The following is a 24726-nucleotide window of genomic DNA, read 5'->3' on the forward strand; positions in this document are numbered from 1 at the left end:
TGAAATGCTCAACCTTCGGTAATGATACACTATGGTAAATTATGTTGCAGTCCAATAGAATAAGTGTAAATGGCTGGTATGTATTTACGTATTCATGTATTTGTGAAAGGGAATGCCGATCTTCCTTTAGCGCTGCGTACATAGTGAAATTAAAATTCACTCATTAAAATTGATAAACAAATTCGGCGTTACACCAAACATCACTCATTGCCATGGATGGATGACAGTCATTATTATTGGAAAGTATAAGTGGGCAAAACAATTTCAAACCATTATAAATTACGTATTTTGATTTTACGTTGACTAGGGATATTATTAAACAATTACCACTTAAAAAACAGCGTATAATATAAATTATACGCTGTTTCTCTTTTAAAGAACTTTATATCTATCATTCGACCACTTTCCTTGCTCGAAAAGCCGCTTTTTCAACTGAATTCACACCCATAACCAAACGAATCAAACGAAATCCGAATCGAATTCTCCAACTACATCCAACTCACTTCATAAAAATTATTAAGGAGCGAAACTCATGGATCATAACATGCTGAATCAAGGACTACATATCATTGCCAACTGTAAAGCTAGCACAGGCGATATTTGGCAACCTCATTTTGGCGCTGCCGGAATCGCAGCTTATTTCTTCATTCAGGAACATTCGATACCACCTGTAGTCGCCAATCGAATTACAACTCAAGCCCGAGCGATGCTAGATCATCATTCGTTCACCGAATCGGCTTTTTCTACAGTAGAAGTACATATTCCAAACGCAGAACATGCCATTCTGCAATCGCTACAATCTGTCATAGACGAACTACATTGGGTTGGGCATAATGTGATCTACACCGCATTGAGTTTAAAGGCTATTCGTGAGTTGGGAGGATGGGGGACGGCGCGTGAAATAGAAGGCATTTGTACACTGATCGAATCCTTCCGCAAAACAATCCCCGGTAGATCGTGGCTTGGTTATTCTGTAGCCGAGGTAAAAAGAATTGAGATTGCGGAGAGTGATGGATTTCCGAAAATTACCAATGCCAAGCAACTATCCGCATTCATTTTGAGCGAATTATCATCCTTCCAGACAATCTATAGAGCCGAAGCGCATCACGATTTGATTGGTCATATGTTGACCTTTTCGCATGGGCTGAATATTCTGTTCGATCTTGGTCATGAAGAGTATGTCAGAAGTGGACTTCCAGCATTGTTGAAACTAGTCAAAGTTCTCAGAGCTTCACGCGATCTTCGATCAGAAACTCCTATCACATTAAGATCACCCGTAGATCACTTACCTCTCATCCAAGCGACACGTTCGAAATGGTTGCCGCTCGAACAAGAGTACTGGGATGCTGATTTCTGTGATAATGATTGGGATTTCGGGCATGTATTCAAATTTCCATTCAGCTTTTACAATCATCTTACTAGAGTCGATTCTTCTACATTGGATTCCTTTGCGGCAGACGCTATAGAGAATTTCCGCTATATCATCTATTCTCCATTCAGTTAGATAATGATGTGCACGAAGCTTTTATACAACAGGAATACAATGAAGCGGTAGACAACTTCTGAATTTACTCAGTTGATGTCTGCCGCTTCTGCTCTATTCCATGTATAGAAATTCAGTTTACGATAAACAAAACGCTCAAAATACGAGATGAACAAAGCCTTCGAAAAGCGAATGGAGCAAAGTTACACTTCATGTACACCTGAACTACACATCGCCTATCTATAATAAACATATACCAAACAACACAGGAGGTCATTGATCATGAATAAAACATCCAAATTTCTGTTAAGTGTTACACTCGCAGGTGCCGCATTCGCGACATCATCCTCAGCCTTTCCGCTACATAGCGTTTCGGCTGCCGCATCAACTACGAGTGCAAGTCCATCTACAAGCACATCTGCAACGCCAACTAAGTCTAGTCATAACCCATACGAAGTAGCTGGAATCGACGATCCAGCAGCATTTCACCAATTCTTTTTCACTTTTCAACAAGCAGTGAAGAATAACGATAAAAAAGCCGTTTCTTCCATGATCAATTATCCGTTGAATGTGCATTCAAATGGCAAGACGTATAAAATCACCAATGCTGCACGTTTTATCGCCAAGTACGATTCCATCATGACACCAGAAGTCAAACGAACGCTTGCTTATGCTATCGAAGACGATTTGTTTGTAAATTGGAAAGGTGTTATGGTTGGTGGCGGCGAGTTGTGGTTTGGTCAATTTAACGACAAAATTGCATTATATGCAGTGAATAAATAGACTCATGCAGAAGTAAATGCCACAGAAGTGAATCATATGACAAAAGTGAAAATAATGCGATAAACAACGTAAAATCGATATCGTATTGATATATGCAAATCAACAAACGTATGTATGATAAAACAGATAAACATTCAGCAGAATCCACAGGAGGCATATATTATGAACAAAACAACGAGCATTCTTATGAACATTACATTGGCAGGTGCAGCATTGGTCGCAACGACCTCAACATTGCCGACAAGCGTAGCGTCTGCTGCCCAATCGGAAAAAGGGTATATTACATCTGCTTCGATCGTAACTGCCGCAGCAACAACTAGCAGTTCACAATCAAAGAAAAATAATCCCTATCAAGCGGCAGGATTTGAAGATCCAGGAGCATTTGATGCATTCTTTGGCAAGCTTCAACTAGCTGTAAAAAAGAATAATAAGCAATTGGTATCTTCACTTGTGAACTATCCTTTACGTGTAAATACAGGCAAAAAAGTATATTTTTTTAAAAGTCCAACACGTTTTATTGCCAAATACGACTCTATTATAACGCCAAAAGTTAAAAAAGAACTATTGAACAGCACGCAAAAAGACTTGTTTGCAACGTGGCAAGGTGTGTCTACAAAAAACGGCGCTGTATGGATGACGTCAGCTGTACCTACCTATAAATTAGGTATATCGACTGTCAATAAATGAACTGCATGTTAGAATGAGTCAACACTCCTTGATACAGCTTTGACAGTATCTTCGTCTACAGGTAGCATGAAATGGATATCAAATCCGACTAATACGGAGTGTATACAATGAAGAAGAGTATTTTGCTTGTTGAAGATGACGTGCTCATGCGCGAGTTTATGACTGATTATTTCAAAAAAGACGATTGGCATGTACTGGAAGCAGCCAACGGGCGGGAAGCGCTGGAACTGTTCGAGCAGCATGAGCTTGATCTGATTGTGCTCGACATTATGATGCCGGAGATTGACGGCTGGTCTGTCTGTCGGCGCATTCGCAAACAATCTGCCATTCCGATCATTATTATTACTGCTAGAACTGATGATGACGACCAGGTGATGGGATTTGAGCTGGGCGCAGATGAGTATGTAACCAAACCGTTCAGTCCGAAGGTGCTTGTTGCGCGCGCAACGGCTTTGCTAAAACGTACGCAAGGAACGCTGGGACGTGCGGACGATATACTCATCTATGCAGATGGTCAATTGAGGATTGATAAACGCGCATATACCGTGCAGGTGCAGGGCGAGAATGTCAGCCTGACACCGAAAGAATATAGCTTGCTCGATCTGTTGACTCGTCGTTATGGTGCGGTTCTGGATCGGGATGAGATTCTGAATGCGGTTTGGGGTGCGGATTATTTTGGCGATACACGAGCAGTCGATACCCATATCAAAAAGCTGCGCGCCAAGCTGGGCGATGAAGGACGGCACATCCGTACAGTGATCGGTGCAGGGTATAAGTTTGAAGTGTAATGTGAAGCGGAAAGAGGGACAGCAATCGTGAAAAAAAGGGGTATCGTGTTCAAGTTGTTTGTCGTCACATCCGCAGTGACGATTGGTATATTTGCTCTGATTTTGCTGGCGCAGGGATTATTTTTTGACAAGTTTTATCGGACAGTCAAGGTGCATGATCTGGAGCAAAGTATGCACACGTTCGGCAAGCAGTATGCAGAACAAGGAGACGATCCGGTAGCAGCAGCGCGCATTCTGGGGCAATTTAGCAATGACAATCGAGCAGCGTTGGCGATTTATGATACAGATCTACAACGCCGTAGTCAAGATCCATACTTCATTACACTGCAAACGAAGGATAAGCAGGTGTCGCTGCTATTTTCCTCACTGGGAACTACGATTGGAGATGTACCTCCTGATTTACAGATTGGTGCTACGCTCAAGGTAGATGGCATATATATGGATCAGAAGGATACGATTATGCAGCCTTCGACCTTGCAACCACAAACGCCGAATCCGGATCAGGGTTTAACGCGGATTGAAGGAACAATTACCGATTTGGTACTGCCGCAGGGGCAAGAACTGAGTCCATTTTATACGAATACACTGGTCGACAATGCCTTCATTGCTTGGCGGAATACTCATCCTGATGCGGATATCCAACAATTAAAGGTAGATAACACGGTGCAATCGGAATGGACAGATCCATGGAGTGGCGTTACGTATGCGATGATTATCTTGCCAGTAACAGGAAGCGACGGTAAAACGAACTATGCGCTTTCGTTATCTTCTTTGCAACCGGTTGGAGAAGCATCTATGTTGCTACAGCGATATTATTTATACTTGGCTCCGATTATTGCGGTCATTCTGTTGCTGTTATCGTTCCTTTATTCCCGGTTGCTATCTCGTCCGCTATTACAGCTTAGTCGTACATCTGCGCGTATGGCGAGACTGGACTTTCAGCCACTGAGCAATCACTCCTTACAGTCCAAAGATGAATTTGGCGAGTTATCTCGCAATCTGGACACACTCCGCCATAATCTGGATGCTGCATTGCGCAAGTTATCTGAAACGAATGAGGCGTTGAGTCATGAGATGGAAGAGAAGAATCGTGCCGAACAGCTTCGCAAAGAGCTAATTGCCAACATTTCGCATGAATTAAAAACGCCGCTCGGCATCGTCAAAGGCTTTGCCGAAGGTTTGCAGGATGACGTTGCTGCTGATAAACGTGAACGCTATGTCCAGTTAATCGTTACCGAAACCGACCGCATGAATGCCTTGATCATGGATATGCTTCAGCTGTCGCGTTTTGAAGTGAAAGCAGTGAAGCTCAAATCACAATCTATCGATATTGTGCGGCATATTCAAGCGCTGTTGTATTCGTTTGCGCCGCAGCTGGAAAGTCGTCATCTGCGAGTTGTAACATCTGGGGACGAGACACTATGGGTGAATGCAGATCCAAGAAGAATCGATCAGGTGCTATTGAATCTGCTCAGCAACGCCGTGCGTCATACTCACGAAAGTGGTACGATTACAGTCGATTGGCAAGTGGTGAACGATGAAGAGGTAGAGATTGCGATCGAGAATGAAGGTGACCCAATTCCTGCTCAGGATCTGGAGCGAATCTGGGATCAATTTTACCGTGCTGAACGTTCAAGAGATCGCAAAACTGGCGGAACCGGGCTAGGATTAGCGATTGTGAAGCATATTTTTGAATTACATGAGAGTCGATATGAGGTTAATAATACAGAGAATGGCGTGGCATTCCGTTTTACGTTGAAGCAAGCGCCAATCGATAGAGAGACGAGGGAGATAGATGAATAAAATGACGATTCCAGCAGCATGTGTGCTGCTAGCAGGTGTTGTACTTGTAAGTGGTTGTGGCAAACAGACGGAAAACACGACTGCCGCACCTCAAACTTCCACGACTGAGCAGCAAGGAAGTGCCAATTCCTCCTCAGCATCCAATGAATCAACAGAATCGGCAACCGAGACGAATGATAATAATGAAGCTGCTACAGCCAGCGATCCATCTGCCAGTTCGGACGATATTCTTATAATTATTGATCAATCGGAAAAACCCATCGAAAATGCCGGGAGTTTTGATTTCTTTATCAATCGTCTACCAAAAGGATATCATCTGGATAAAATGACTTGGACAGGTAAAGGCAAAGCGATCGTCAATACCTATGAACAAGCGGTGGAGAATGGTGGGAGCGGTGGTCCAGAGCAAGGTTCATTCTACATTAGTGGGGACGGACAATTTTCTGGATTCTTGTATCCTGAATCTAGAAAAGGCGAGCAGGGTACCGTATCATTTACGTTCACCAATGATTCCGGAAATGAACTATCTTGGGAGAAAAAGCTAACGCTGAAGTGATGGAAATGAAGATGCTTCGTCCTGATGAGAGGATGGAGCATTTTTGTATATTTAAAGAGACAATGATTGTCTGCTCAAGTTCTCGTTCTATAGCGTTGGTGATTTGGAACTGAAATATTAAAGATTACATACTATGGGTGAATGGAAGTTACTATTATAATAGAAGTAATTTTTCTGTAAATGGTTTAAAGGAGGGTATGATTTTATTTTGCAATTAATTTCATTTGGTCAATGATAATCCGTTTTAAGCAAAATACAAAGTGGATTTTAAATAGTGTAGTAGTGTGATCGGGCTAATCAAAGTATATACAATAGCAATTCTTTATTTTTATATGAAAGGGAATTGGAAACGGTCTAACATTCTACCTATGTATGCAAGAGGAGTATAAAAACTATCCATATTAACATAATAAAAGTTATGTAAACTTAAATGATATATATCGTTCTTAATTAAGAAGAAAATCAGGTTTCTACTATGATATACGGCAACCTAACATCCCCTTATTTCCGACCATCGAACATTCCTTTTCACACACATACAAAACCGCAGTATCGTACATTTGGCTTACATACTTACCTATTTCTCTCTAAATACGGAAATAAAGCGCTTGAAAAAAGTTCCTGTTTCCTCTACAATTACAAACGATAATGAGATTCAATATCAATTACGCTATAGGGGGAATACAAATCATGTTCAGGCTTCAAAAATCGGTCGCTGGAATGATGGCATTATTATTCGTGCTGATTATGCTGGCAGGCTGTGCTTCTGGCACAAATACAGGGGAGTCCGCAAATGCTTCTGGCGAACAAGGTAGCAGTACGGAAGCTTCAGCAAACACGCGAGTCATCAAACACGCAATGGGTGAGACGACCATTACTGGTACGCCCAAGCGTATTGTTACGTTATATCAAGGCGCCAATGATATCGTTGTATCACTGGGAATCAAGCCTGTTGGTGTAGTCGAATCTTGGGAGCAACAGCCGGTCTACGACTATCTGAAAGCCGATCTGGGCGATGTGCAACAAGTAGGTCAGGAAACTCAACCGAATCTGGAGGAAATACATAAGCTAAAACCGGATTTGATCATCGCGACCAAAACGCGTCATGAAGACATTTATGATCAACTGTCGCAGATTGCTCCAACGATCGTAACGGATAAACTGTACGATTGGAAAGAAGGCGTAAAACTTATTGGCGAAGCGTCTGATCATGAGGATCAAGCGAACCAATTGATGGCAGATTGGGATAAACGTACAGCCGATTTCAAACAGAAAATGGGCGACCGTTTGCCGATTGTTGCCAACATCATTAACTTCCGTGAAGACGAAGTTCGTGTTTACTACCTCAGTTATGCAGGGATCATTCTGAAGGATCTTGGCTTCACAAGACCTGCCGGACAAAATGATGAGGATTGGGGCGCGGAGCTGACTTCCAAAGAAAGCATCCCGGATCTGAACGCGGATATGATCTTTAATTTTAACTACGATAAGACTAGCTCGGAAACAGTAAAATTGTATAACGACTGGACCAGCAGTCCCCTTTGGGCCAATCTGGATGCTGTGAAGAAAAATCAGGTATATCAGGTTGATGAAATTCTGTGGAACATGGCAGGCGGCTACAAATCAGCCAATCTGCTGCTGGATGACCTGTACAAGCAGCTCAAATTAAATTAAACATGAAATGCCAAAGCAAATAAGGGGACTGTTCGGACGGTGTATAGGTCGATGTTACTTACCACCGGACGGACGCCCTTTTTTTCATGACATGGAAGTATGATCCGGATTGCGGTTTGGATTGGAGATTATTACATGAGAGAGTGAGTCTATGTTTCCGTTATTGAAAACGAACAAATCCAGACTATTCGGAATGCTGCTGCTGGCGATCGTCTGTGTAGCTTCCGGCATGGCGAGTATGATCTTTGGACGGACGCCGATTACGATGAGCGATCTGATCCATACGTTTACCCAGTACGATCCGCAGTCTATTCCGGATGTCATTTTGAAAACGGAACGTTTGCCGCGTACATTGATCGCTGCGGCGGTAGGCGCAAGTCTGGCAGTTGCTGGTGCGATGATGCAGGCGCTAACACGTAATCCGCTTGCTTCGCCAAGTGTATTCGGTATTAATGCTGGTGCGATTTTCTTCATTGTCATTGCTATTGTTGTATTTTCCATTCGAGCATTGACAGCTCTAATGTGGTTTGGATTCGCCGGAGCAGCCGTATCGGCAATTATCGTATATATGCTTGGCTCGATTGGACGCGATGGGTTGACGCCGATCAAGATTGTATTGGCAGGTACGGCGATGACGGCTTTGTTTTCCTCCTTTACGCAGGGCATTCTTGTTTTGGACGGTACTGGTTTGCAGGATGTATTGTTCTGGCTGGCTGGTTCTGTCAGCAATCGCTCATTGGAGATGCTGTACCCGGTGCTTCCGTATATGGGGATTGCCGCAGTGATCTCGCTTGGTATCGGTCGAGCGGTGAATCTGCTATTAACTGGTGATGATATTGCACGGGGTATGGGGCAAAATGTACTCGTTGTTAAGCTGCTTATGGGTCTGGTGACCGTTCTGCTTGCCGGCAGTGCGGTGTCGGTCGCTGGTGCTGTCGGGCTGGTCGGGCTAGTTGTTCCACATCTGATGCGGTCGCTAGTGGGCAATGATTATCGCTGGTTAGTACCGTATTGTCTGTTCGGTGGCGGTATTCTATTGCTGCTGTCGGATGTGGTTGCACGGTTGATTATTTCACCGTCTGAGCTACCGCTTGGTGTTATGACGGCGCTGATTGGCGGGCCGTTCTTCATTTATATTGCCCGCAAGGAGGTGACCCGGATATGAAAAAGACATTTGTACTACGTAGCCGTGGGAATGGGTTCTCGCTTCAGCTAGATAAGCGTTCGCTGGGCATCATGCTAATTCTACTCGTGCTTGTGTGCATAGCGGCAGTACTAGGCACTAGTCTGGGTAGCGATTATATTGCGCCGCTGGATGTACTACGCAGCATTCTTGGGCTAGATAACGGTGATAACGATTTTGTCGTATTGACGCTGCGGTTTCCACGGGTGCTCTTATCGCTATTGGTTGGACTCGCATTGGGAATGTCGGGTGCGATTTTGCAAGGGATTATTCGTAATCCGTTAGCTTCGCCTGATGTAATCGGTATTACCGGTGGTGCAGCAGTAGCGGCAGTTGGATTTGTTACTTTGCTAGGCGGTGCAATCAGTATTAAAATGCTGCCACTGTTTGCGATCGTAGGCGCACTGGTGACGGCGTTAATTATTTATATGCTGTCATGGAAATCAGGAGTTACGCCGATTCGGTTCGTGCTGATCGGGATTGGAGTCTCTGCGATTACAGGCGCAGCAACGACCTTTATGCTGATTATCAGCCCTTTTTATACGGCAGGGCAGGCGTATGTGTGGCTAACCGGAAGCATATACGGAGCGACATGGACAGATGTGAATACGATCTGGCCGATGCTGGTCATCGCTGTTCCGGCAGCGCTGTGGCTTGCTCGCAGTCTGAATGCGCAGGAATTTGGCGACGATCTGGCAACTGGTCTTGGTGTGACGGTGCAGCTACATCGACTATTGCTGCTCGGATGCAGTGTTCTGCTGGCGGGAATCGCAGTAGCAGTAGCGGGAACGATTGGATTCGCGGGTCTGATGGCACCGCATATTGCGCGTCGTCTCGTTGGACGTATGTTTGGCAGTCTGTTGATCGTATCAGGGCTAGTTGGGGCATTGGTTGTATTTGCCGCCGATCTGATCGGGCGCACGCTGTTTGTTCCGCTGGATGTACCAGCTGGTGTATTTACCGCTGGTGTTGGTGCACCATTTTTCCTATATTTGCTATTCCGCAATCGTAATCAATATTAACATTTCGCCGAGGAGGAACAACGATGAGTATACTGGAAGCGAAAGAATTAACAATCACCTATGGCGCCGCTCCTGTTATTGAGAATCTGAATCTGACCATTCCGTCCGGGCAAATCACAGTACTGATTGGTAGTAACGGCTGCGGCAAATCGACGCTACTGCGTACGATGGCGCGTCTGCTCAAGTCGCGCTCTGGCTCGGTACTGCTGGATGGTGAGGATATTGCGCGTCTACCGACCAAAGAAGTGTCGCGGCGGATGTCTATTTTGCCACAGGGACCAACTGCGCCGGAAGGGCTGACGGTGAATCAGCTCGTACGCCAGGGACGTTATCCGCATCAGAGCTGGCTCAAGCAATGGTCGCGCGAAGACGAGCAAATGGTGCAGCAGGCGCTGCAAGCAACGCGTCTGACTGAGATGTCGGATCGTCCCGTGGATGCACTGTCTGGTGGTCAGCGTCAACGGGCATGGATTGCTATGACACTGGCACAAGGAACGGAAACGCTACTACTGGACGAGCCGACAACGTATCTGGATATGACGCATCAGATTGAGATTCTGGATTTGATGTTTGAGCTGAATGAACAGGAAGGGCGTACGATTGTCATGGTACTGCATGATCTGAATCTGGCATGTCGTTATGCGCATCATATTGTGGCGGTGCAGAATCGTAATATTTTCGCTCAGGGCAAGCCGGAGGAGATTATTAATCAGGAGCTCGTACGGCAAGTATTCCATATGGAATGCGAGATTGCGGTAGATCCGCTGTTTGGTACACCGCTCTGTATTCCGCACGGAAGGGGGCGTCGTCTGCATGATCCAGCAGTCACACCACAGATTTGAACCGCATGAGCTGGATGTATTAACTTCGCAATATCGACTGGCATTGGAGCCGGGAGACGATCCGTCACTTTCGCTTGTTTGTCGTGATCTGCTGCAATCGGAGGTAAGTGAACCGTATTTGCAGCGGATCGCTGGTGAGATTTTTGAGACGGATTCCATGAAGGCAAATGTATCATTATTCGCGAAACGGTATGCGTATTTGACGATTGCGGCAGGGTTGTTTGCTATGTCGCGCTACAATAAGGCACTCGATCTGACCCTAGAAAATTGTACGCTTGATTCGTATCGTAAAGGCGAAGCGTGGCTGCCGCGTGTACTGCTGCATGATCGATCCGTAACGATGCCTGAGCCGGGACAGCGACATATGTGGCGAGATGAGCTGATCCGACGTATGTTTGCTGATAATCTGGCAAAGGTCTGGTCGGCATTATCTCAGCATACAGGTGTGTCAAAGGCGGTCTTGTGGGAAAATACGGCGATATATGTGTATTGGCTGTATGAGAATTCGTTTGCGGAAGAAGCGGAGGGTGAAGAATTGGAGCGGGTGAAGGAGGATTTCCATTATCTGCTGCATGATGCGCCAGCGATACTATTTGGCGAACGCAAAAATCCGCTTCATACCTTCAATACGCCCAAACGTACTACATTGGTATCGGAAACGCCGATTCGTGTGCGGAAAACATGCTGCTTGTATTATCTGGCAGCAGATGAACCGGATGATTATTGTCCTACCTGTCCGAAGCTGAAGCATGGTGCAGTGAGCTGCTGATATACGATAGGTAGGTCTATTTGTTCGTTTGTTTGTGATCAATTGTCATTCAACAGGCTTTATGGAAGGCTTGTACACTTGTGAATATTCTTCTAAAACATGTTGCTTTTTCACGGATACTATGCGGTGTGTATCTATATGCTTATGCTTGAGTCAGTAGTCAGGGCGCTCTCTATACGGCGATTGATGATGCTATGTGGAGATGGTTCTGACGTTGACCAAGTGTTGCTGAGATACCGTCTTGTATGTTGGTCAAAGCGCAATATGTTGCAGATACAAGGCAGATGCAGATTCGCATCATTCACGTTTTAACATTCAGGCGAAATAAAAGCTTGTCGACACAAAAGAATGATATTCGACAAACAACGAATTATCGCGTTTACAATATGTTCACATATTCGTTTACAAAATATATATTTTCGCATATAGCGTTTTATCCCGATTTTGCTGTGATTTTCTTATAAAATCCATATATCTCTTAGATTCCCTAAAAAGTTGATTGTTGACAACTATATCACGCATCTTATAAGATAGGAATCGAATTGCTGATACTGATAATCATTATCATTATAAAACTGGAGGAGATATGCTGTGCATTTTACAGAAATGCAAAACCTGCAAAATCGGTTGATTGCTAAAGCCGCCGATGAGCTGGGAATACAGTGTGAGCTGCTAGTTCCGGGTTGCGAGGATTTTATGAAATTGACGAAGCAGAATATGAGTATCGTCATTAATAAAACTCGCTCCCATCGCTTACCGCTCATATCGGGATTACTTGCCAAAAACAAGCAGGCTGCGAATCAACTGCTATCAGAGCAAGGATTACCTGTACCTGCTCATATTGTCGTTGGCGAAAACAATGAGCAGGCATTATCGTTTCTGGCATCTATATCCGCAGCGGGACATTCACTCGTTGTGAAGCCGCTGGATGCGAGTGGTAGCAATGGAGTAACCCTTGATGTGCGTACGCCGCAGCAATTGGCAGAAGCGATACAGGATGCGGCAGTATTCAGCCAACAGATAATGCTGCAACAGTATGTGCAAGGTAACGATTATCGAGTGCTGGTGATCGACGGCAAAGTCGTAGCAGCGACTGAATACTTACCTGCATATCTGGTTGGTGATGGTCAACGAACGATTGGAGAACATCTCGCTGAATTGAATCGTCAGCATCTGCGGCAGACAGAGATTGGACCGTTAACCTTGTTCAACATGCTACAGCCTGATGATCCAGCGATTACAACGTCGTTAACAGCGCAGGGATATGAGCTGAGCACTGTGCCAGCAGCAGGCTGTATCGTTACATTGTATTCGCTAGAACATACCGAGATCGGTAAAGTAAGCGAATTCTCACGCGACTGTACAGACGAGCTACATGCCCATAATGTGAAGCTGGCTATTCGCGCCGCACAGATCCTGAATATTGACGTAGCTGGTATCGATATTCGTTGTAACGACATTTCAATTCCTTTAACTTCGGATTGTGGAGGTATATTGGAAGTGAATGCTTTGCCGGATTTTGTATTTCATGTCTATCCGTATGAGGGACAAAGCCGAGATGTCGCACATCAGTACGTCGAATATGTATTCAATCAACAAGTCAATGAACCCGTTACGACGAGTTCAAACCTACAAAGGAGTGTACATTAATATGTCACTGGAACTACAAAGTCGTTATTTGAAAATGCAGGAGCAAAAGGAATCGAATGCACGCGCATATCCACGCCATTTTCCACTTATAATCAGCAAGGCAAAAGGCATGATGGTGACAGATACGGAAGGACGGCAGTATTACGATTGCCTTGCTGGAGCAGGAACGCTGGCGCTGGGACATAATCATGATGTGGTTGTGGAGGCGATTCGAGACGTGCTGGAGCAGCAGATTCCTTTACATACGCTGGATCTGGCGACGCCGTTGAAGTTAGCATTTATGGAAGAACTATTTTCCTTATTGCCAATGGAAATGAGAGATCATGCCAAAATCCAGTTTTGCGGACCGACTGGTGCAGATGCAGTAGAAGCAGCGATCAAGCTGGTGAAAACGGCAACTGGTGGGCGTTCCATTCTTGCTTTTCAAGGTAGTTATCACGGTTCGACGCAAGCAACGATGGCAATGAGCGGTAATTTGAGCAAGAAGCAACATCTGCAAAGTCTGCTGCCGGATGTGCATTTCCTGCCATTCCCGTATGAGTATCGGTGCCCATTTGGTGTTGGTGGTGAGATGACAGCACAGCTAAGTGCGCAGTACATCGAGAACTTGCTGGACGATTGTGAGAGTGGTATTGCTGCACCATGTGGTGTCATTGTGGAAACGGTTCAGGGCGAAGGTGGCGCGATTCCAGCGAATATTCGCTGGTTGCAGGAGCTGCGCCGGATTACAGCAGAGCGTGGCATTCCGCTAATCATTGACGAAGTGCAGACTGGATTTGGACGGACAGGCAAAATGTTCTCGTTTGAACATGCAGGTATTGTGCCGGACGTTATCATCTGCTCCAAAGCAGTCGGTGGCAGCCTGCCAATGTCGGTGATCATGTATCGCGATGAACTAGATCGCTGGCAGCCGGGTGCACATACAGGCACATTCCGTGGCAATCAGATGGCAATGGCGACAGGGCTGGCGACGCTTCGCTATATTCAAGAACAGCATGTAATGGACAATGTGCGCGAACGCGGACAGCAGATCATGAACCGGTTGCGCAGTCTGCAAGAGAGTGTGCCTTCGCTTGGTGATGTGCGGGGTCGCGGCTTGATGATTGGCGTTGAAATTGTTGATACCACTGCTGTCATGGATCGGCTTGGACATTATCCGCCGAGTGGCAAGCTGGCGGAACAGATTCAGCAGCGCTGCTTTGCCAATGGATTGATCATCGAAGTGGGTGGACGTCATTCATCGGTTATTCGCTTCTTGCCGCCGCTTGTTATTGGTGAGCAGGAAACAGATAAGGTGCTGGAGCTGTTTACGACTTCTGTACATGAAGCGCTGGCGGAGTATCCACGCTAATGTCGCTCATGAGTCGGTTGCGGCAACATGCGGTACTAGGATCGATACTGGTCGGTGCCTTTTCACTGGTGCTGACGAACAGTGCGTTTAATGTGCTGTTGCCCTATTTTGTACAGTACTACCGCGTATCCACATTGACTGGTGGCTGGATTATTGCACTATATATGCTGGCGATGACACTCACGATGCCCGTTGCTTCATTGATCGTGGATCGTCTGGGACGTAAGCGCACGTATATGCTCGGCATCGTGCTGTATGGTTCTTTTTCGATTGTAGGTGCGCTGTTCTATCCATATGTGGCGGTCATGCTGATTGTACGGTTTGTCCACGGTGTAGCGGCAGGGCTGATGATTCCGCTATCGCTCGTATTGCTATTTGATTATTACGGCACCGAGGTGCGCGGACGCATTACCGGAGCATGGGGCATGCTGCTTATGATTGCTCCAGCGGTCGGACCGACGCTGGGCGGCATTATTATTCAATTCGGGCGACTGGATCTACTGCTCTGGCTCAATGTACCCTTTGCAATTGGAGCGTTGATCTGGTGTGGGCGATACATTCAGCCGTATGAGCCGGCACGCCGCAAATCAGTGCAGCTATCTAGCCTAGGTCTGATGGTTGGCGGAATTGCGCTGCTTAGCTTTGGTATTCAGCTGCACGCGTCCACTTGGCTGCCTGTCTGGTTGCCGTGGCTCATGCTGGTAGCCGGGCTATCTTCGCTAGTACTCTTCGTGCGGGTGGAGAATCGACGCCATGAACCGATGATTCGTTACAGATTGTTGCGGCAAAATGTAATTTTTGCATGGACGGTGTTCATTTCCACGATTCAAGATTGTGTGATGTTCGGTGCGATCTTTGCGCTACCGCTATTATTTCAGCAGGTCTTCGGCTTATCTCCATCATTGTCAGGCATGATGTTTCTGCCGACAGCGATTGGTACGAGCCTGTTTATGTGGATTGGCGGTACATGGATGGACAAGGGGCAATCGCGACGGTTTATCGCTTGGGGTGCATTGCTTGTAACCGGGACGTTGATGGCGTTTGCTTGGTTGCCGGATATGACCACGACGATCGCTGTTCTGGTTATCGTCGTGCTGATGGCATTGCGTGGGATCGGAATGGGCTTATCTGGTATGAGTGTATCAGCGATTGGGCTACAGGCGTTACCGGAAGAGGATATGCATGAAGGATCAGCACTGGCAACGACGCTGCAACGGTTGATTTCGTCTTTTGCGTTGATTATTCTGACGCTCTTTTACGATGCACGGTGGCAGATGCTGGTGACAGCCGGACAATCGGCGAGTCTCGCACAGTGGGCGGCATTGCGGGAGATTTTCATGATTCTTGGCGGGCTGCTGCTCTGTACACTACCGGTTATTTTAACCATAACAAGAAAGAAGGTTGGCATCATTGTTGAAGATCATAAGCAAACCACAGCCTGATTGCCTGCATCTAGCCGGACAACATGCCTGCAAATTGCTGCTGAACTGCTACATCCGCGAACTGGGACAGGAGCGCCCACAGCAGATTGTCGTAGATGAAGCAGCGCTGGCGGCAGTGATCCGGTTTCCGAATAGCGGTATGACGGTCAAAGCGCAGCTGTCGTACTATTCAGCAGCTGGCGAGCATGAATATGCGTCGCTGTTGTGGTCTGGCGATGGATCAACAGAGCAAGCATGGAACGAAGCGGTATCGGGACTGCCGGCGGAAGGTGATTGGGAAGATGAAGCACAATCAGGAAAATATGTACCTGCACAGCAGTCAGCGTTCTTCCTGACCCATCAACCGGGCGATTCTCAGGAACAAGCGTCACAAGTCAGCCATTATCAGCTGCTACGCTGGATCATTGCCGAGCTGTCTGCGGATCAGGATGTGAAGGCAGATGCTGTACGGCAATTTATGAGCCGGGTGGATAATAGTGTACGTAATATGGCGCTATATATGCAGTATGCGCAGAGTAAGCAGCGCGATGTTTCTGACTATCAAACTTCAGAACAGGGGCTTGTATGCGGGCATCCATTTCATCCGTTTCCGAAAAGCACGGTCGGTTTCGGTGCGCAAGACAAGCAACGATATAGCCCGGAGCTGGGAGCTTCTTTTCAACTCTGTTATATGGCGGTACATCGGGATTGTTATCACACAGAATGGGTGGATGAACAGGCGGAGCTTCAGTTTGTACAGGTATTGAATGCGTTATTGCAGGAATTGCTAAGTACGCAACCGGGCATCAAGGCAGATGAATATGCACTATTGCCGATGCATCCTTGGCAATATGAACATGTGCAGCAATTGCCTGATGTACAGCAGTATGTGGAGCGACGGATGCTGATTCCGCTTGGTGCAGCTGGATCGCTGGCATATCCTACTTCTTCGGTACGTACGGTATATATACCAGATATGAATTGCAATATGAAGCTGCCACTCAATATCCAGATTACCAATCTGACGCGCAATAATAGCGAAGAACAGATGAAGCGTACGCTGGAAGCGGCACGCTATGTATTGGACAAAGATGGCTTTGCTGGGGAAGCAGGTACACATATCGCTTATGAAAAAGGAATCGGTACGTGTACATTTGCAGATGAGATGTTGACGCGCCTGTTCACTGTCGCTTATCGACCAATCGCATTTGATCCATCATGCACGTATGTGCTGTCCAGTCTAGTGGAGAGTCATGTGCCAGGCGGTGTATCTCAATTGGTCAACATGCTGAAAGCATCTGTTCAGAACAATGTACCAACCTTGCAAATAAACGGGCAACAGCATACTTCGGATGCACTGATCCGACAAGCGGAACGATGGTTGCAGGATTATCTGGAATTGTCCCTGCTGCCGATTGTACGAATTGCCGAGCAGGAAGGGATTCATTTTGAAGCTCATTTGCAAAATACGCTGGTGACGCTGTATGAAGGGATGCCGAAGCAGTTTATCATTCGTGATCTGGAAGGTGTTAGTGTCGAGGAACAGCATGGACGACAGCACGTATCCATTTCGTCTGACAAATCTAATATGAGTGCGGAGCCGCATCATCAAGCGGAAAGCCAGCAATATGCTTCATCGGTATTGAACAGTGCGCAGCAGCCCAAGTATCTGTTCTATGATCAACAGTCGGCGCGAAACCGTACGACGTACTATTTTATCGTCAATCATCTCGGTTCGCTCATTCATGTGCTGGCGCGGGATACCGGATGCCGGGAGCAGCAGTACTGGCGCATCGCACAGTCGTTGCTCGAACGGGAACAAGAGCAAACGGGTAATACATTTGCAGCATATTTGTTACAGACGGACGCGTTTCTGGCGAAACAGAATTTGCGCAGTTGTCTACAAGGACATGGCGATACACCGGATTATGTATATGTAACCAACAGGCTAAAGTCAACGGAGGAGTGAGCGTAATGGGAACAAGCGGATTTGTAACGACATTGCCGGGTAAGCAGTGGACGGCGTATACACAGGTACAGGAACGGATTATGCGGCAGACGCTGGAAGCACTTTGGTTTGAAGGCATCGTTTCTTATCAATGCAAAGGCCAGCACTGGACGACAGACGGAACGACGGCAGACGGACAGACGGTTACATACACCTGCATCGCAGAGCAGAAAGCGAGCTTTGGGCGGGTGAAAATAGAGCAGCGCACGCTTCAGCGTAATGGCAAGCCGTGCACCGATCTCTATGTATTTTTGGAAGAAGTAGTACATCATCGGCTGGAGGGCGAACGGGTTCAGCATTTCATCCATGAGCTGTTAGAGACGCTTGCCAAAGACAGTCAGTGTCGTGCCAACCTGCCTGCACGTATCCCGGCAGAAGATCGTCATTATGATGCGCTGGAAAGTCATATGACCGATGGTCATCCGTATCATCCAAGCTATAAGTCGCGTCTGGGCTTCTCACTGCGAGATAATGCCGCTTACGGACCGGAGTTCAACGCCGATGTACAGCTATTCTGGGTGGCGGCGCAACGGCAATGGGCGGATACCGCATTATCGCAGGGCGTGAGCTATGAACAGCTGCTTGAACAGCATTTGACAGTAGAAGATGGGACGCGGTTTGAACAGTTAATCACTGCAACCGGCAATTCGGTTAAGGATTATGTGCTGTTGCCTGTGCATCCGTGGCAATGGGAGCATCACATTCAGCCGGTACTCACTGGACAACTGTCGCGGCATGAATTGATTGCACTGGGCTATAGCGATACACCGTATCGGGCGCAGCAGTCCATCCGTTCGTTATCCAGTCGCCGTCATGCTGATGCGCCATATATCAAGCTGGCACTGCATATGACCAATACCTCGACCAGTCGTATTCTGGCACATCATACGACGCAGAACGCACCGTTGATCAGCGACTGGCTGGAGCGTTTGATTGCGCAGGATGCGTATTTGCAGCAATTGGATTTTGACATTTTAAAAGAAATCATGGGTATTTCCTTCCGTTATGCTGAGTTGCCTACGCTACAGTATGGTAGCGCATATGGATCGCTCGGCACGATCTGGCGGGAAAATGTAAGCACCAAGCTGCATGCAGGGGAAGACGCGTGGCCGCTCAACGCGGTATCGCTCATCCAGCCGGACGGCGAACCGTTCTGTGCCGACGTGATTGCACGGCATGGCGTACGTACATGGAGTCGCGAGCTGGTGCGCACCGTCGTTCTGCCGATTGTGCATCTGCTGTATGCTCATGGCATCGCGCTGGAAAGTCACGCGCAAAACATCATTCTCGTGCTGGAACAAGGACTGCCGAAGCGTATCATCGTCAAAGACTTGCATGATGGCGTGCGGTATGTGCCGGATCAACTGTTACATCCCGAATGGGCACCAGAGCTGCATCCCATTCCCGAAACGCATCGCAAATTCAACCGGTATTCATTCATCCATGCGGAGACAACGGAGGAAGTACGGGATTATACGTATGACGCCTTTTTCTTCATTTGCGTAACGGAGCTGGCATTGACAATGGAGAAATTTGGCTTGCCAGAGCGTGAATTCTGGAAATTGTGCGCAGACGTGATTGGCGATTATCAGCAGCAGCATCCGCAGTACAATGAGCGCTTTGCAGATTATGACCTGTTTGCACCGGATTCATTGATTGAGGAAATGACCAAGCGACGCTTATACGGAGATAGTGAGCTGTATTTCCGCAGTGTCAGCAATCCGCTACGGCAGGCGCGAGATGGGCAATGGTAATGAGAAATCATCTATTGCTGGATAGTATTCGAGATGGACAGCCGATATTCGGTCTGTTCGTCTCCATCCCGCATCCGATTATTATCGAGATGATCGGGCATGCGGAATATGATTTTGTCATTATCGACTGTGAGCATACGACTACCAGTTTGGAGCAGGTTGAGGAGATGATCCGTGCTGCTGAACTGGTAGGCGTTACACCGCTCGTTCGAATCGGACAGCTGGAACGCACGAATGTGCTGCGATTGCTGGATAGCGGTGCGCAGGGAATTGTCCTGCCAAGTGTGGAGAGTCTGGATCAGATCGAGGAAGCGGTACAGTATATGTACTACTATCCAGAAGGACAGCGTAGTCTGAATAGCGGACGGGCGGGAACGTTTGGCAAATACAGCTTGCAGGAGTATGTACAGCAGGCAAATGAGCAGATCATGCTGATTCCGATGATCGAGAGTGCCACTGGGGTAGAGCGCAGCTTGGAGATTATGAGTCATCCGCAGGTGAGCTTTGTGCTAGAAGGAGCTGCCGATCTATCGCAATCGCTCGGTATACCATGGCAGACCGATCATCCTGACGTAATGGCGGCGCTAGAGCAAGTATATGAAGCAGCCCGTACCGCCGATGTGCCATATGCAACTGTTGCGCGGCAGGAGCAAGATATGCAGCGCTGGCGAGAACGAGGTGTACACATCTTCGTACTGGGCGATGATCGCAATACTGCCTTTCGTGCGTATCATACCAAGCGCAAGCAATACCGTACTTCGGGAGGTTGGACATGAGACAAGCTGTAACAGAAGTCATACAACAGATTCAGGATAGCAGCAGAGAGCCAGTGTGCGCGTACGTGTATGATCTCGTATCGATGCAAGAACATGTACAGGGCATGCTACAAAGCTTACCGACACAATGCTCGTTATTTTATGCGATCAAGGCGAATCCTGATCCGCACATTATTCGTAGTTTGTTACCACTCGTAGGTGGCTTTGAGGTTGCTTCGATTGGTGAGCTGATGAAGGTGCGTGAGATTAGCCGCGATGTACCGATTCTGTTCGGCGGTCCCGGTAAAAAGGAGTACGAACTGGAGCAGGCGATTCGCCAGCATGTATATTGTTTGCATGTGGAAAGCTTACTCGAACTGCGCCGGATTATTCATATCACCCGACGTTTGCAGGCGACAGAGGGAGCTACTTTTATCGAGCCGACGCGTATTATGCTGCGAATCAATCTGCATTCCGGCGAATTGCCGCAGACGAAGATTACGATGGGGGGACGTGCCACGCCGTTCGGACTGGATGAAGGCTTGCTGGAAGAAGCATTATCTATCGTGATCGGAGAAGGTGCGGGCGCGGTGAAGCTGAGCGGATTCCATTTCCATTCTCTGTCCAACAATCCCGATGCGGCGCTGCATGCAGAGATGGTAGGTTTATACATGCAAAAGGCAGCGCAGTGGCAGCAGCAATATGAGCTGGAACCGCTAGAGCTGATTAACGCAGGTGGTGGATTCGGCGTGTCCTATGATGAGCAGACACCAGACTTTGACTGGAAGCTGTTCACTTCACTGGTGGCAGAGTTGCCGTTACGAGAGTTATTGCCGCAAGCGCGACTGATCTTCGAGCCGGGACGGATGGTGGTGGCGGATTACGGATATTATGTCGCTGAAGTTAGCGATCTGAAAGTATCGCATGAACAGAACTTTGCCGTACTGCGCGGAGGAACGCATCATAATCGCTTGCCAGCGTCATGGGGGCATAACCATCCGTTCCTAGTAATGGCATCGGAGAACTGGAACGCTCCATGTGCACGACCGGAAATTCGTCAGCAGGCAGTTCATCTAGTCGGTGAGCTGTGTACACCGAAGGATCGAATGCATAGTGATGCTATGGTGGATCATTTGCGGGTTGGTGATCTGATCGTGTTCGTGAAGTCTGGCGCGTATTGCTGGACGATCTCGCATCATGATTTCCTCGGACATCCGCATCCTGAATTTTATTACATAACGAAAGGAAGTGACGGCGATCATGGTATCATCGGCAACGACGGCAACGCAATCTGGCAGACACATCGCTGAACAGCAGATTTGCCGCGATTTGATGAACTCTTTTTTAGCGGAGCAATTTTTCCCCCTGGATCAAAAACAATGGATACCATGGGAAGATGCACCGCAGGAGATCCAGCAGCTGTATAGTGATCAAGAGGCACAGGGAGAGCTATGGCTGTATGTGTCTGATCAGCTACTCTTTCTCGCTATTGACAGCATTCGGTTGGGGAGAGAATGGGTAGCAAATTCCCCCGTATATGTTCGCAATACAGCATCGACGGAATCAGACTGGCAGCCATTGCACGAAGCCAGTCTGATCGCTGAACATATCCTGTCATTCACATTGACTACAGAAGAATTCGCTCAGCCGGGCGTTGCGGACTTTATTACTGGTATTCGCACGGCTGTACAGCAATTATCGCTTAGTCTACATCCAGACTCATTGCAGGCACTGATTGACCGTCAGCCGCAATCGGCGTACGAATGGTATGTATACGCTGAGCAGGTGGCGGCGCTACGAGATCGTCCATTTCATCCGTCGTCCAAGGCGAAGACAGGATTCAGCGAGCAGGATTGTCTGGATTATGCCGCTGAATTTGGCACATCCATTCCGCTTCGCTGGTTGGCAGTGCGTCATACCCATATTCAACAAGGCAAAGAAGACAGTTCCTTGTCGCTGACTGATCTGTTAAGCAGTACTGAGCAGCAAGCGCTGAATGCAGAATTACAGCGTCTTGATCTGAGCACAGCAGAATATAGTCTACTACCTGTGCATCCGTGGCAGTTGAAGCATGTGATCATTCCACGATTTGCGAGTGAATTGGAGCAGCGCATTCTCGTTATTTTAAAAACGGAAGCTGGTCAAGTACAGGCGACGTCCTCGCTACGTTCTATGGCTCCACAGCAGCCGAATACGACGATGCTCAAGCTACCGGTAAGTGTATTGTCTCTCGGCGCAGCACGGTACTTGCCAGTTGTGAAGCTATTGAATGGATTGTCCGGCGAGCGAATGCTCCGACAGGCAGTGGAATGCGATCCACAATTGCAGGATACAGTATGGCTCTGTCATGAGAACCATTGGTGGGGCTACATGCCGTCTGATATGGGATTGTATGATGATCATCCGCGTCATCTGGCAGCACAGCTGCGCTTGTACCCGGAGATACTGCTGGATGAGCAATATCGCATCGTACCGATGGCAGCGCTGGGTGTGCAGATGAACGGGACGCATATTTTGACTGGGCTGTTTGGACGTTCGCTGTCAGCGGCAGAAGCGACAGACGTTTACCGTCAGTTGAGTGAATTGTTCTACGATGTGGTTATGCGCCTGTTCAAAATTGGTGTCGTACCAGAGATTCATGGGCAAAATTGCTGTGTCGTATTGCGTGACCGTGTTCCGCACAGCTTGTTGTTCCGTGATCATGATTCTGTGCGTCTGCATCCACCATATACAGAAAAGCACGGCATCGCCGATCCGCAGTATCATATTCGTCCGGGCTATTCGAACAGCTTGTATAATAAAACGCTGGAAAAGCTAATTTTCTACGTACAATCGCTTGGTACCCAGGTAAATCTGGCTGCTATTATGGAAAGTCTGAGCGAAGTATATGGTGCGGATGAGCGTCAGCTCTGGCAGATTACATCGTCATCGTGGCAACAGGCGCTGAATGCAGTGGATGTACCAGCAGAGGATCGCAAGCTGTTACATCAGTGCATTTTCGAAGCGGAGCAGTGGTCAACCAAGTTGATCGTACGTCCGCTACTAGAAGCAGCTGGTGTACCCGGTGCAATGCCTTCAGGCAAAGGCAAAGGTCACAACCCGTTTTACCAGTTGTAGGTTAGTAGTAAGATTCAGGTGACGCTATCTGCAAACATGATTGCTATCAGTCGAACGTCAATCGAACGTCAATCAATATCAATAGTTGAACAATAGATCTTTCATAGTGCAATTCATCAATACAGAGAACTACATCTGTCATGTATCGATATGATTGCTAAATATCACTTACAAAAAGAGACAGTCGCACTACTCTGCGACTGTCTCTTTTTGTTCTACTTATTCGTTCCACGCATTCATTGTATCTATTGGTTCTACCATTATGAGAATGAACCATATGATCATGGATTTCCATCAAGGTACTTTTCTAGCCTAGCCATCATAATCGCCAGCCAGTCTATACCGTGATCATTGCCCCATGTCAGATCAATCCGGGAATTGTACTTTGCCTGGTACGATGTATGCACTTGATGTGCCATTCGCAGGCAACGCTTGAATCGTATCCGTTACGGAAATACCGCGAATGTCGGTAATCCGTACTTTGAGCGGTTGTGTGCCTAGCTGTTCACCGACGAAGTGGTTATAATCCATCTTCGGTAGGCTTACCCAGCTACCGTTCTTTTGTACTTCCAGCTTCAGCACTGGATATTTGTGATTGCGAACTTGAATAGCTGCCCACCATTGGGAGCTGCCTTCTTTGATGCGATAGCTGAAGTTGCCTGTGATCGGTGCTTTAACGACTTTCCACGAAATATTGATTTTGCCGTCTGCGACATTACCGATTTTGGCAAACGCATTTGGCGACAGATCCAGTGCACCGCTTGGACCTTCTGGATACAGATCCGTCACGTAGACAACTGTTTTTCCTTTTGGTCCTTGTACTTCCAAATACGCGCCAGCCAGTGCCGCTTTGACACCGCCGTAGTTCATCTGTGTCGGATTGAGTGCTGTAATTTCCATATTTGCCGGAATCGGGTCAAGCAGTACCGCGCCGCCGGAATAACCGGAGCCGGTATATGTAGCGTAGCCCTGGTATGTATCGTTCCAGGCAGCTGAAGCGGGTACAGCGAACATGGCGAAGCTTAACGTAGCGATGAGTCCGAGCATGCTCCATTTCTTGGTTTTCTTTGTCTTAGTCAT

Annotated in this window: 20 protein-coding genes; 19 read left to right on the top strand and 1 reads right to left on the bottom strand. The window is 47.3% G+C overall.

Annotated features, from left to right (window positions below; translation table 11 throughout):
* The first annotated feature begins 532 nt into the window (after window positions 1-532).
* The 19 genes from ACE3MZ_RS11585 (at window position 533) to ACE3MZ_RS11675 (ending at window position 23646) form a co-directional block, all read left to right on the top strand.
* A complete protein-coding gene (locus ACE3MZ_RS11585; RefSeq protein ID WP_411346581.1) occupies window positions 533-1504 on the top strand; it encodes a hypothetical protein in 972 nt (323 codons plus the stop codon).
* A gap of 261 nt (window positions 1505-1765) precedes the next feature.
* On the top strand, window positions 1766-2266 hold the full coding sequence (locus ACE3MZ_RS11590) for a hypothetical protein (protein WP_411346582.1): 501 nt from the start codon (window positions 1766-1768) through the stop codon (window positions 2264-2266).
* A gap of 162 nt (window positions 2267-2428) precedes the next feature.
* Window positions 2429-2953 carry a hypothetical protein gene (locus ACE3MZ_RS11595; protein ID WP_411346583.1) on the top strand — a complete coding sequence of 175 codons (525 nt, stop codon included), beginning with the start codon at window positions 2429-2431 and terminating at the stop codon, window positions 2951-2953.
* A gap of 107 nt (window positions 2954-3060) precedes the next feature.
* Window positions 3061-3741 (top strand): response regulator transcription factor, encoded by a 681-nt coding sequence (locus ACE3MZ_RS11600; RefSeq protein WP_411346584.1) that lies wholly within the window; start codon window positions 3061-3063, stop codon window positions 3739-3741.
* A gap of 27 nt (window positions 3742-3768) precedes the next feature.
* On the top strand, window positions 3769-5544 hold the full coding sequence (locus ACE3MZ_RS11605; RefSeq protein WP_411346585.1) for a sensor histidine kinase: 1776 nt from the start codon (window positions 3769-3771) through the stop codon (window positions 5542-5544).
* Window positions 5537-6100 (top strand): hypothetical protein, encoded by a 564-nt coding sequence (locus tag ACE3MZ_RS11610; protein WP_411346586.1) that lies wholly within the window; start codon window positions 5537-5539, stop codon window positions 6098-6100. Before ACE3MZ_RS11605 ends, ACE3MZ_RS11610 begins: the two co-directional genes overlap by 8 nt.
* Before the next feature lie 690 nt (window positions 6101-6790).
* Complete coding sequence (locus ACE3MZ_RS11615) at window positions 6791-7774, top strand: ABC transporter substrate-binding protein (RefSeq protein ID WP_411346587.1); 984 nt, start codon at window positions 6791-6793, stop codon at window positions 7772-7774.
* 151 nt (window positions 7775-7925) lie between these two features.
* Window positions 7926-8939: a FecCD family ABC transporter permease gene (locus tag ACE3MZ_RS11620; protein WP_411346588.1), complete on the top strand. Its 1014-nt coding sequence runs from the start codon at window positions 7926-7928 to the stop codon at window positions 8937-8939.
* Window positions 8936-9979, top strand: coding sequence for a FecCD family ABC transporter permease (locus ACE3MZ_RS11625; RefSeq protein ID WP_411346589.1), 1044 nt, complete (start codon window positions 8936-8938; stop codon window positions 9977-9979). The genes ACE3MZ_RS11620 and ACE3MZ_RS11625 overlap by 4 nt, the downstream gene beginning before the upstream one ends.
* A gap of 23 nt (window positions 9980-10002) precedes the next feature.
* Entirely contained in the window at window positions 10003-10821 is an 819-nt protein-coding gene (locus ACE3MZ_RS11630) for an ABC transporter ATP-binding protein (RefSeq protein WP_411346590.1), read from the top strand.
* Window positions 10793-11590, top strand: coding sequence for an IucA/IucC family C-terminal-domain containing protein (locus tag ACE3MZ_RS11635; protein WP_411346591.1), 798 nt, complete (start codon window positions 10793-10795; stop codon window positions 11588-11590). Before ACE3MZ_RS11630 ends, ACE3MZ_RS11635 begins: the two co-directional genes overlap by 29 nt.
* A gap of 591 nt (window positions 11591-12181) precedes the next feature.
* On the top strand, window positions 12182-13240 hold the full coding sequence (locus ACE3MZ_RS11640) for an ATP-grasp domain-containing protein (RefSeq protein WP_411346592.1): 1059 nt from the start codon (window positions 12182-12184) through the stop codon (window positions 13238-13240).
* A 1-nt stretch (window position 13241) separates the two neighbouring features.
* Window positions 13242-14591, top strand: a complete 1350-nt coding sequence (locus ACE3MZ_RS11645) for a diaminobutyrate--2-oxoglutarate transaminase (RefSeq protein ID WP_411346593.1) — start codon at window positions 13242-13244, stop codon at window positions 14589-14591.
* The gene (locus tag ACE3MZ_RS11650) at window positions 14591-16033 is read left to right on the top strand and encodes an MFS transporter (RefSeq protein ID WP_411346594.1); all 1443 of its coding nucleotides are present in this window, start codon (window positions 14591-14593) and stop codon (window positions 16031-16033) included. Before ACE3MZ_RS11645 ends, ACE3MZ_RS11650 begins: the two co-directional genes overlap by 1 nt.
* The gene (locus tag ACE3MZ_RS11655) at window positions 16002-17981 is read left to right on the top strand and encodes an IucA/IucC family protein (RefSeq protein WP_411346595.1); all 1980 of its coding nucleotides are present in this window, start codon (window positions 16002-16004) and stop codon (window positions 17979-17981) included. Before ACE3MZ_RS11650 ends, ACE3MZ_RS11655 begins: the two co-directional genes overlap by 32 nt.
* A gap of 5 nt (window positions 17982-17986) precedes the next feature.
* Complete coding sequence (locus ACE3MZ_RS11660) at window positions 17987-19774, top strand: IucA/IucC family protein (RefSeq protein WP_411346596.1); 1788 nt, start codon at window positions 17987-17989, stop codon at window positions 19772-19774.
* Window positions 19774-20550, top strand: coding sequence for an HpcH/HpaI aldolase family protein (locus tag ACE3MZ_RS11665; RefSeq protein WP_411346597.1), 777 nt, complete (start codon window positions 19774-19776; stop codon window positions 20548-20550). The genes ACE3MZ_RS11660 and ACE3MZ_RS11665 overlap by 1 nt, the downstream gene beginning before the upstream one ends.
* Window positions 20547-21839 (top strand): type III PLP-dependent enzyme, encoded by a 1293-nt coding sequence (locus tag ACE3MZ_RS11670; RefSeq protein WP_411346598.1) that lies wholly within the window; start codon window positions 20547-20549, stop codon window positions 21837-21839. Before ACE3MZ_RS11665 ends, ACE3MZ_RS11670 begins: the two co-directional genes overlap by 4 nt.
* The gene (locus tag ACE3MZ_RS11675) at window positions 21790-23646 is read left to right on the top strand and encodes an IucA/IucC family protein (protein WP_411346599.1); all 1857 of its coding nucleotides are present in this window, start codon (window positions 21790-21792) and stop codon (window positions 23644-23646) included. The genes ACE3MZ_RS11670 and ACE3MZ_RS11675 overlap by 50 nt, the downstream gene beginning before the upstream one ends.
* A 366-nt stretch (window positions 23647-24012) precedes the next feature.
* Here the strand turns inward: ACE3MZ_RS11675 and ACE3MZ_RS11680 are convergent, their stop codons facing one another.
* Entirely contained in the window at window positions 24013-24693 is a 681-nt protein-coding gene (locus ACE3MZ_RS11680; protein ID WP_411346767.1) for an expansin EXLX1 family cellulose-binding protein, read from the bottom strand.
* Window positions 24694-24726: the final 33 nt, after the last annotated feature.

This window comes from Paenibacillus sp. WLX1005, assembly GCF_046603685.1.
Lineage (GTDB): Bacteria > Bacillota > Bacilli > Paenibacillales > Paenibacillaceae > Saccharibacillus.

What these genes read in the sequence shown, in the direction of transcription:
- ACE3MZ_RS11585 (WP_411346581.1), top strand. Translation starts at nt 533, where the DNA reads ATGGATCATAACATGCTGAATCAAGGACTACATATCATTGCCAACTGT.
- ACE3MZ_RS11590 (WP_411346582.1), top strand. Translation starts at nt 1,766, where the DNA reads ATGAATAAAACATCCAAATTTCTGTTAAGTGTTACACTCGCAGGTGCC.
- ACE3MZ_RS11595 (WP_411346583.1), top strand. Translation starts at nt 2,429, where the DNA reads ATGAACAAAACAACGAGCATTCTTATGAACATTACATTGGCAGGTGCA.
- ACE3MZ_RS11600 (WP_411346584.1), top strand. Translation starts at nt 3,061, where the DNA reads ATGAAGAAGAGTATTTTGCTTGTTGAAGATGACGTGCTCATGCGCGAG.
- ACE3MZ_RS11610 (WP_411346586.1), top strand. Translation starts at nt 5,537, where the DNA reads ATGAATAAAATGACGATTCCAGCAGCATGTGTGCTGCTAGCAGGTGTT.
- ACE3MZ_RS11615 (WP_411346587.1), top strand. Translation starts at nt 6,791, where the DNA reads ATGTTCAGGCTTCAAAAATCGGTCGCTGGAATGATGGCATTATTATTC.
- ACE3MZ_RS11620 (WP_411346588.1), top strand. Translation starts at nt 7,926, where the DNA reads ATGTTTCCGTTATTGAAAACGAACAAATCCAGACTATTCGGAATGCTG.
- ACE3MZ_RS11625 (WP_411346589.1), top strand. Translation starts at nt 8,936, where the DNA reads ATGAAAAAGACATTTGTACTACGTAGCCGTGGGAATGGGTTCTCGCTT.
- ACE3MZ_RS11630 (WP_411346590.1), top strand. Translation starts at nt 10,003, where the DNA reads ATGAGTATACTGGAAGCGAAAGAATTAACAATCACCTATGGCGCCGCT.
- ACE3MZ_RS11635 (WP_411346591.1), top strand. Translation starts at nt 10,793, where the DNA reads ATGATCCAGCAGTCACACCACAGATTTGAACCGCATGAGCTGGATGTA.
- ACE3MZ_RS11645 (WP_411346593.1), top strand. Translation starts at nt 13,242, where the DNA reads ATGTCACTGGAACTACAAAGTCGTTATTTGAAAATGCAGGAGCAAAAG.
- ACE3MZ_RS11650 (WP_411346594.1), top strand. Translation starts at nt 14,591, where the DNA reads ATGTCGCTCATGAGTCGGTTGCGGCAACATGCGGTACTAGGATCGATA.
- ACE3MZ_RS11660 (WP_411346596.1), top strand. Translation starts at nt 17,987, where the DNA reads ATGGGAACAAGCGGATTTGTAACGACATTGCCGGGTAAGCAGTGGACG.
- ACE3MZ_RS11665 (WP_411346597.1), top strand. Translation starts at nt 19,774, where the DNA reads ATGAGAAATCATCTATTGCTGGATAGTATTCGAGATGGACAGCCGATA.
- ACE3MZ_RS11670 (WP_411346598.1), top strand. Translation starts at nt 20,547, where the DNA reads ATGAGACAAGCTGTAACAGAAGTCATACAACAGATTCAGGATAGCAGC.
- ACE3MZ_RS11675 (WP_411346599.1), top strand. Translation starts at nt 21,790, where the DNA reads ATGGTATCATCGGCAACGACGGCAACGCAATCTGGCAGACACATCGCT.
- ACE3MZ_RS11680 (WP_411346767.1), bottom strand. Translation starts at nt 24,693, where the DNA reads ATGCTCGGACTCATCGCTACGTTAAGCTTCGCCATGTTCGCTGTACCC.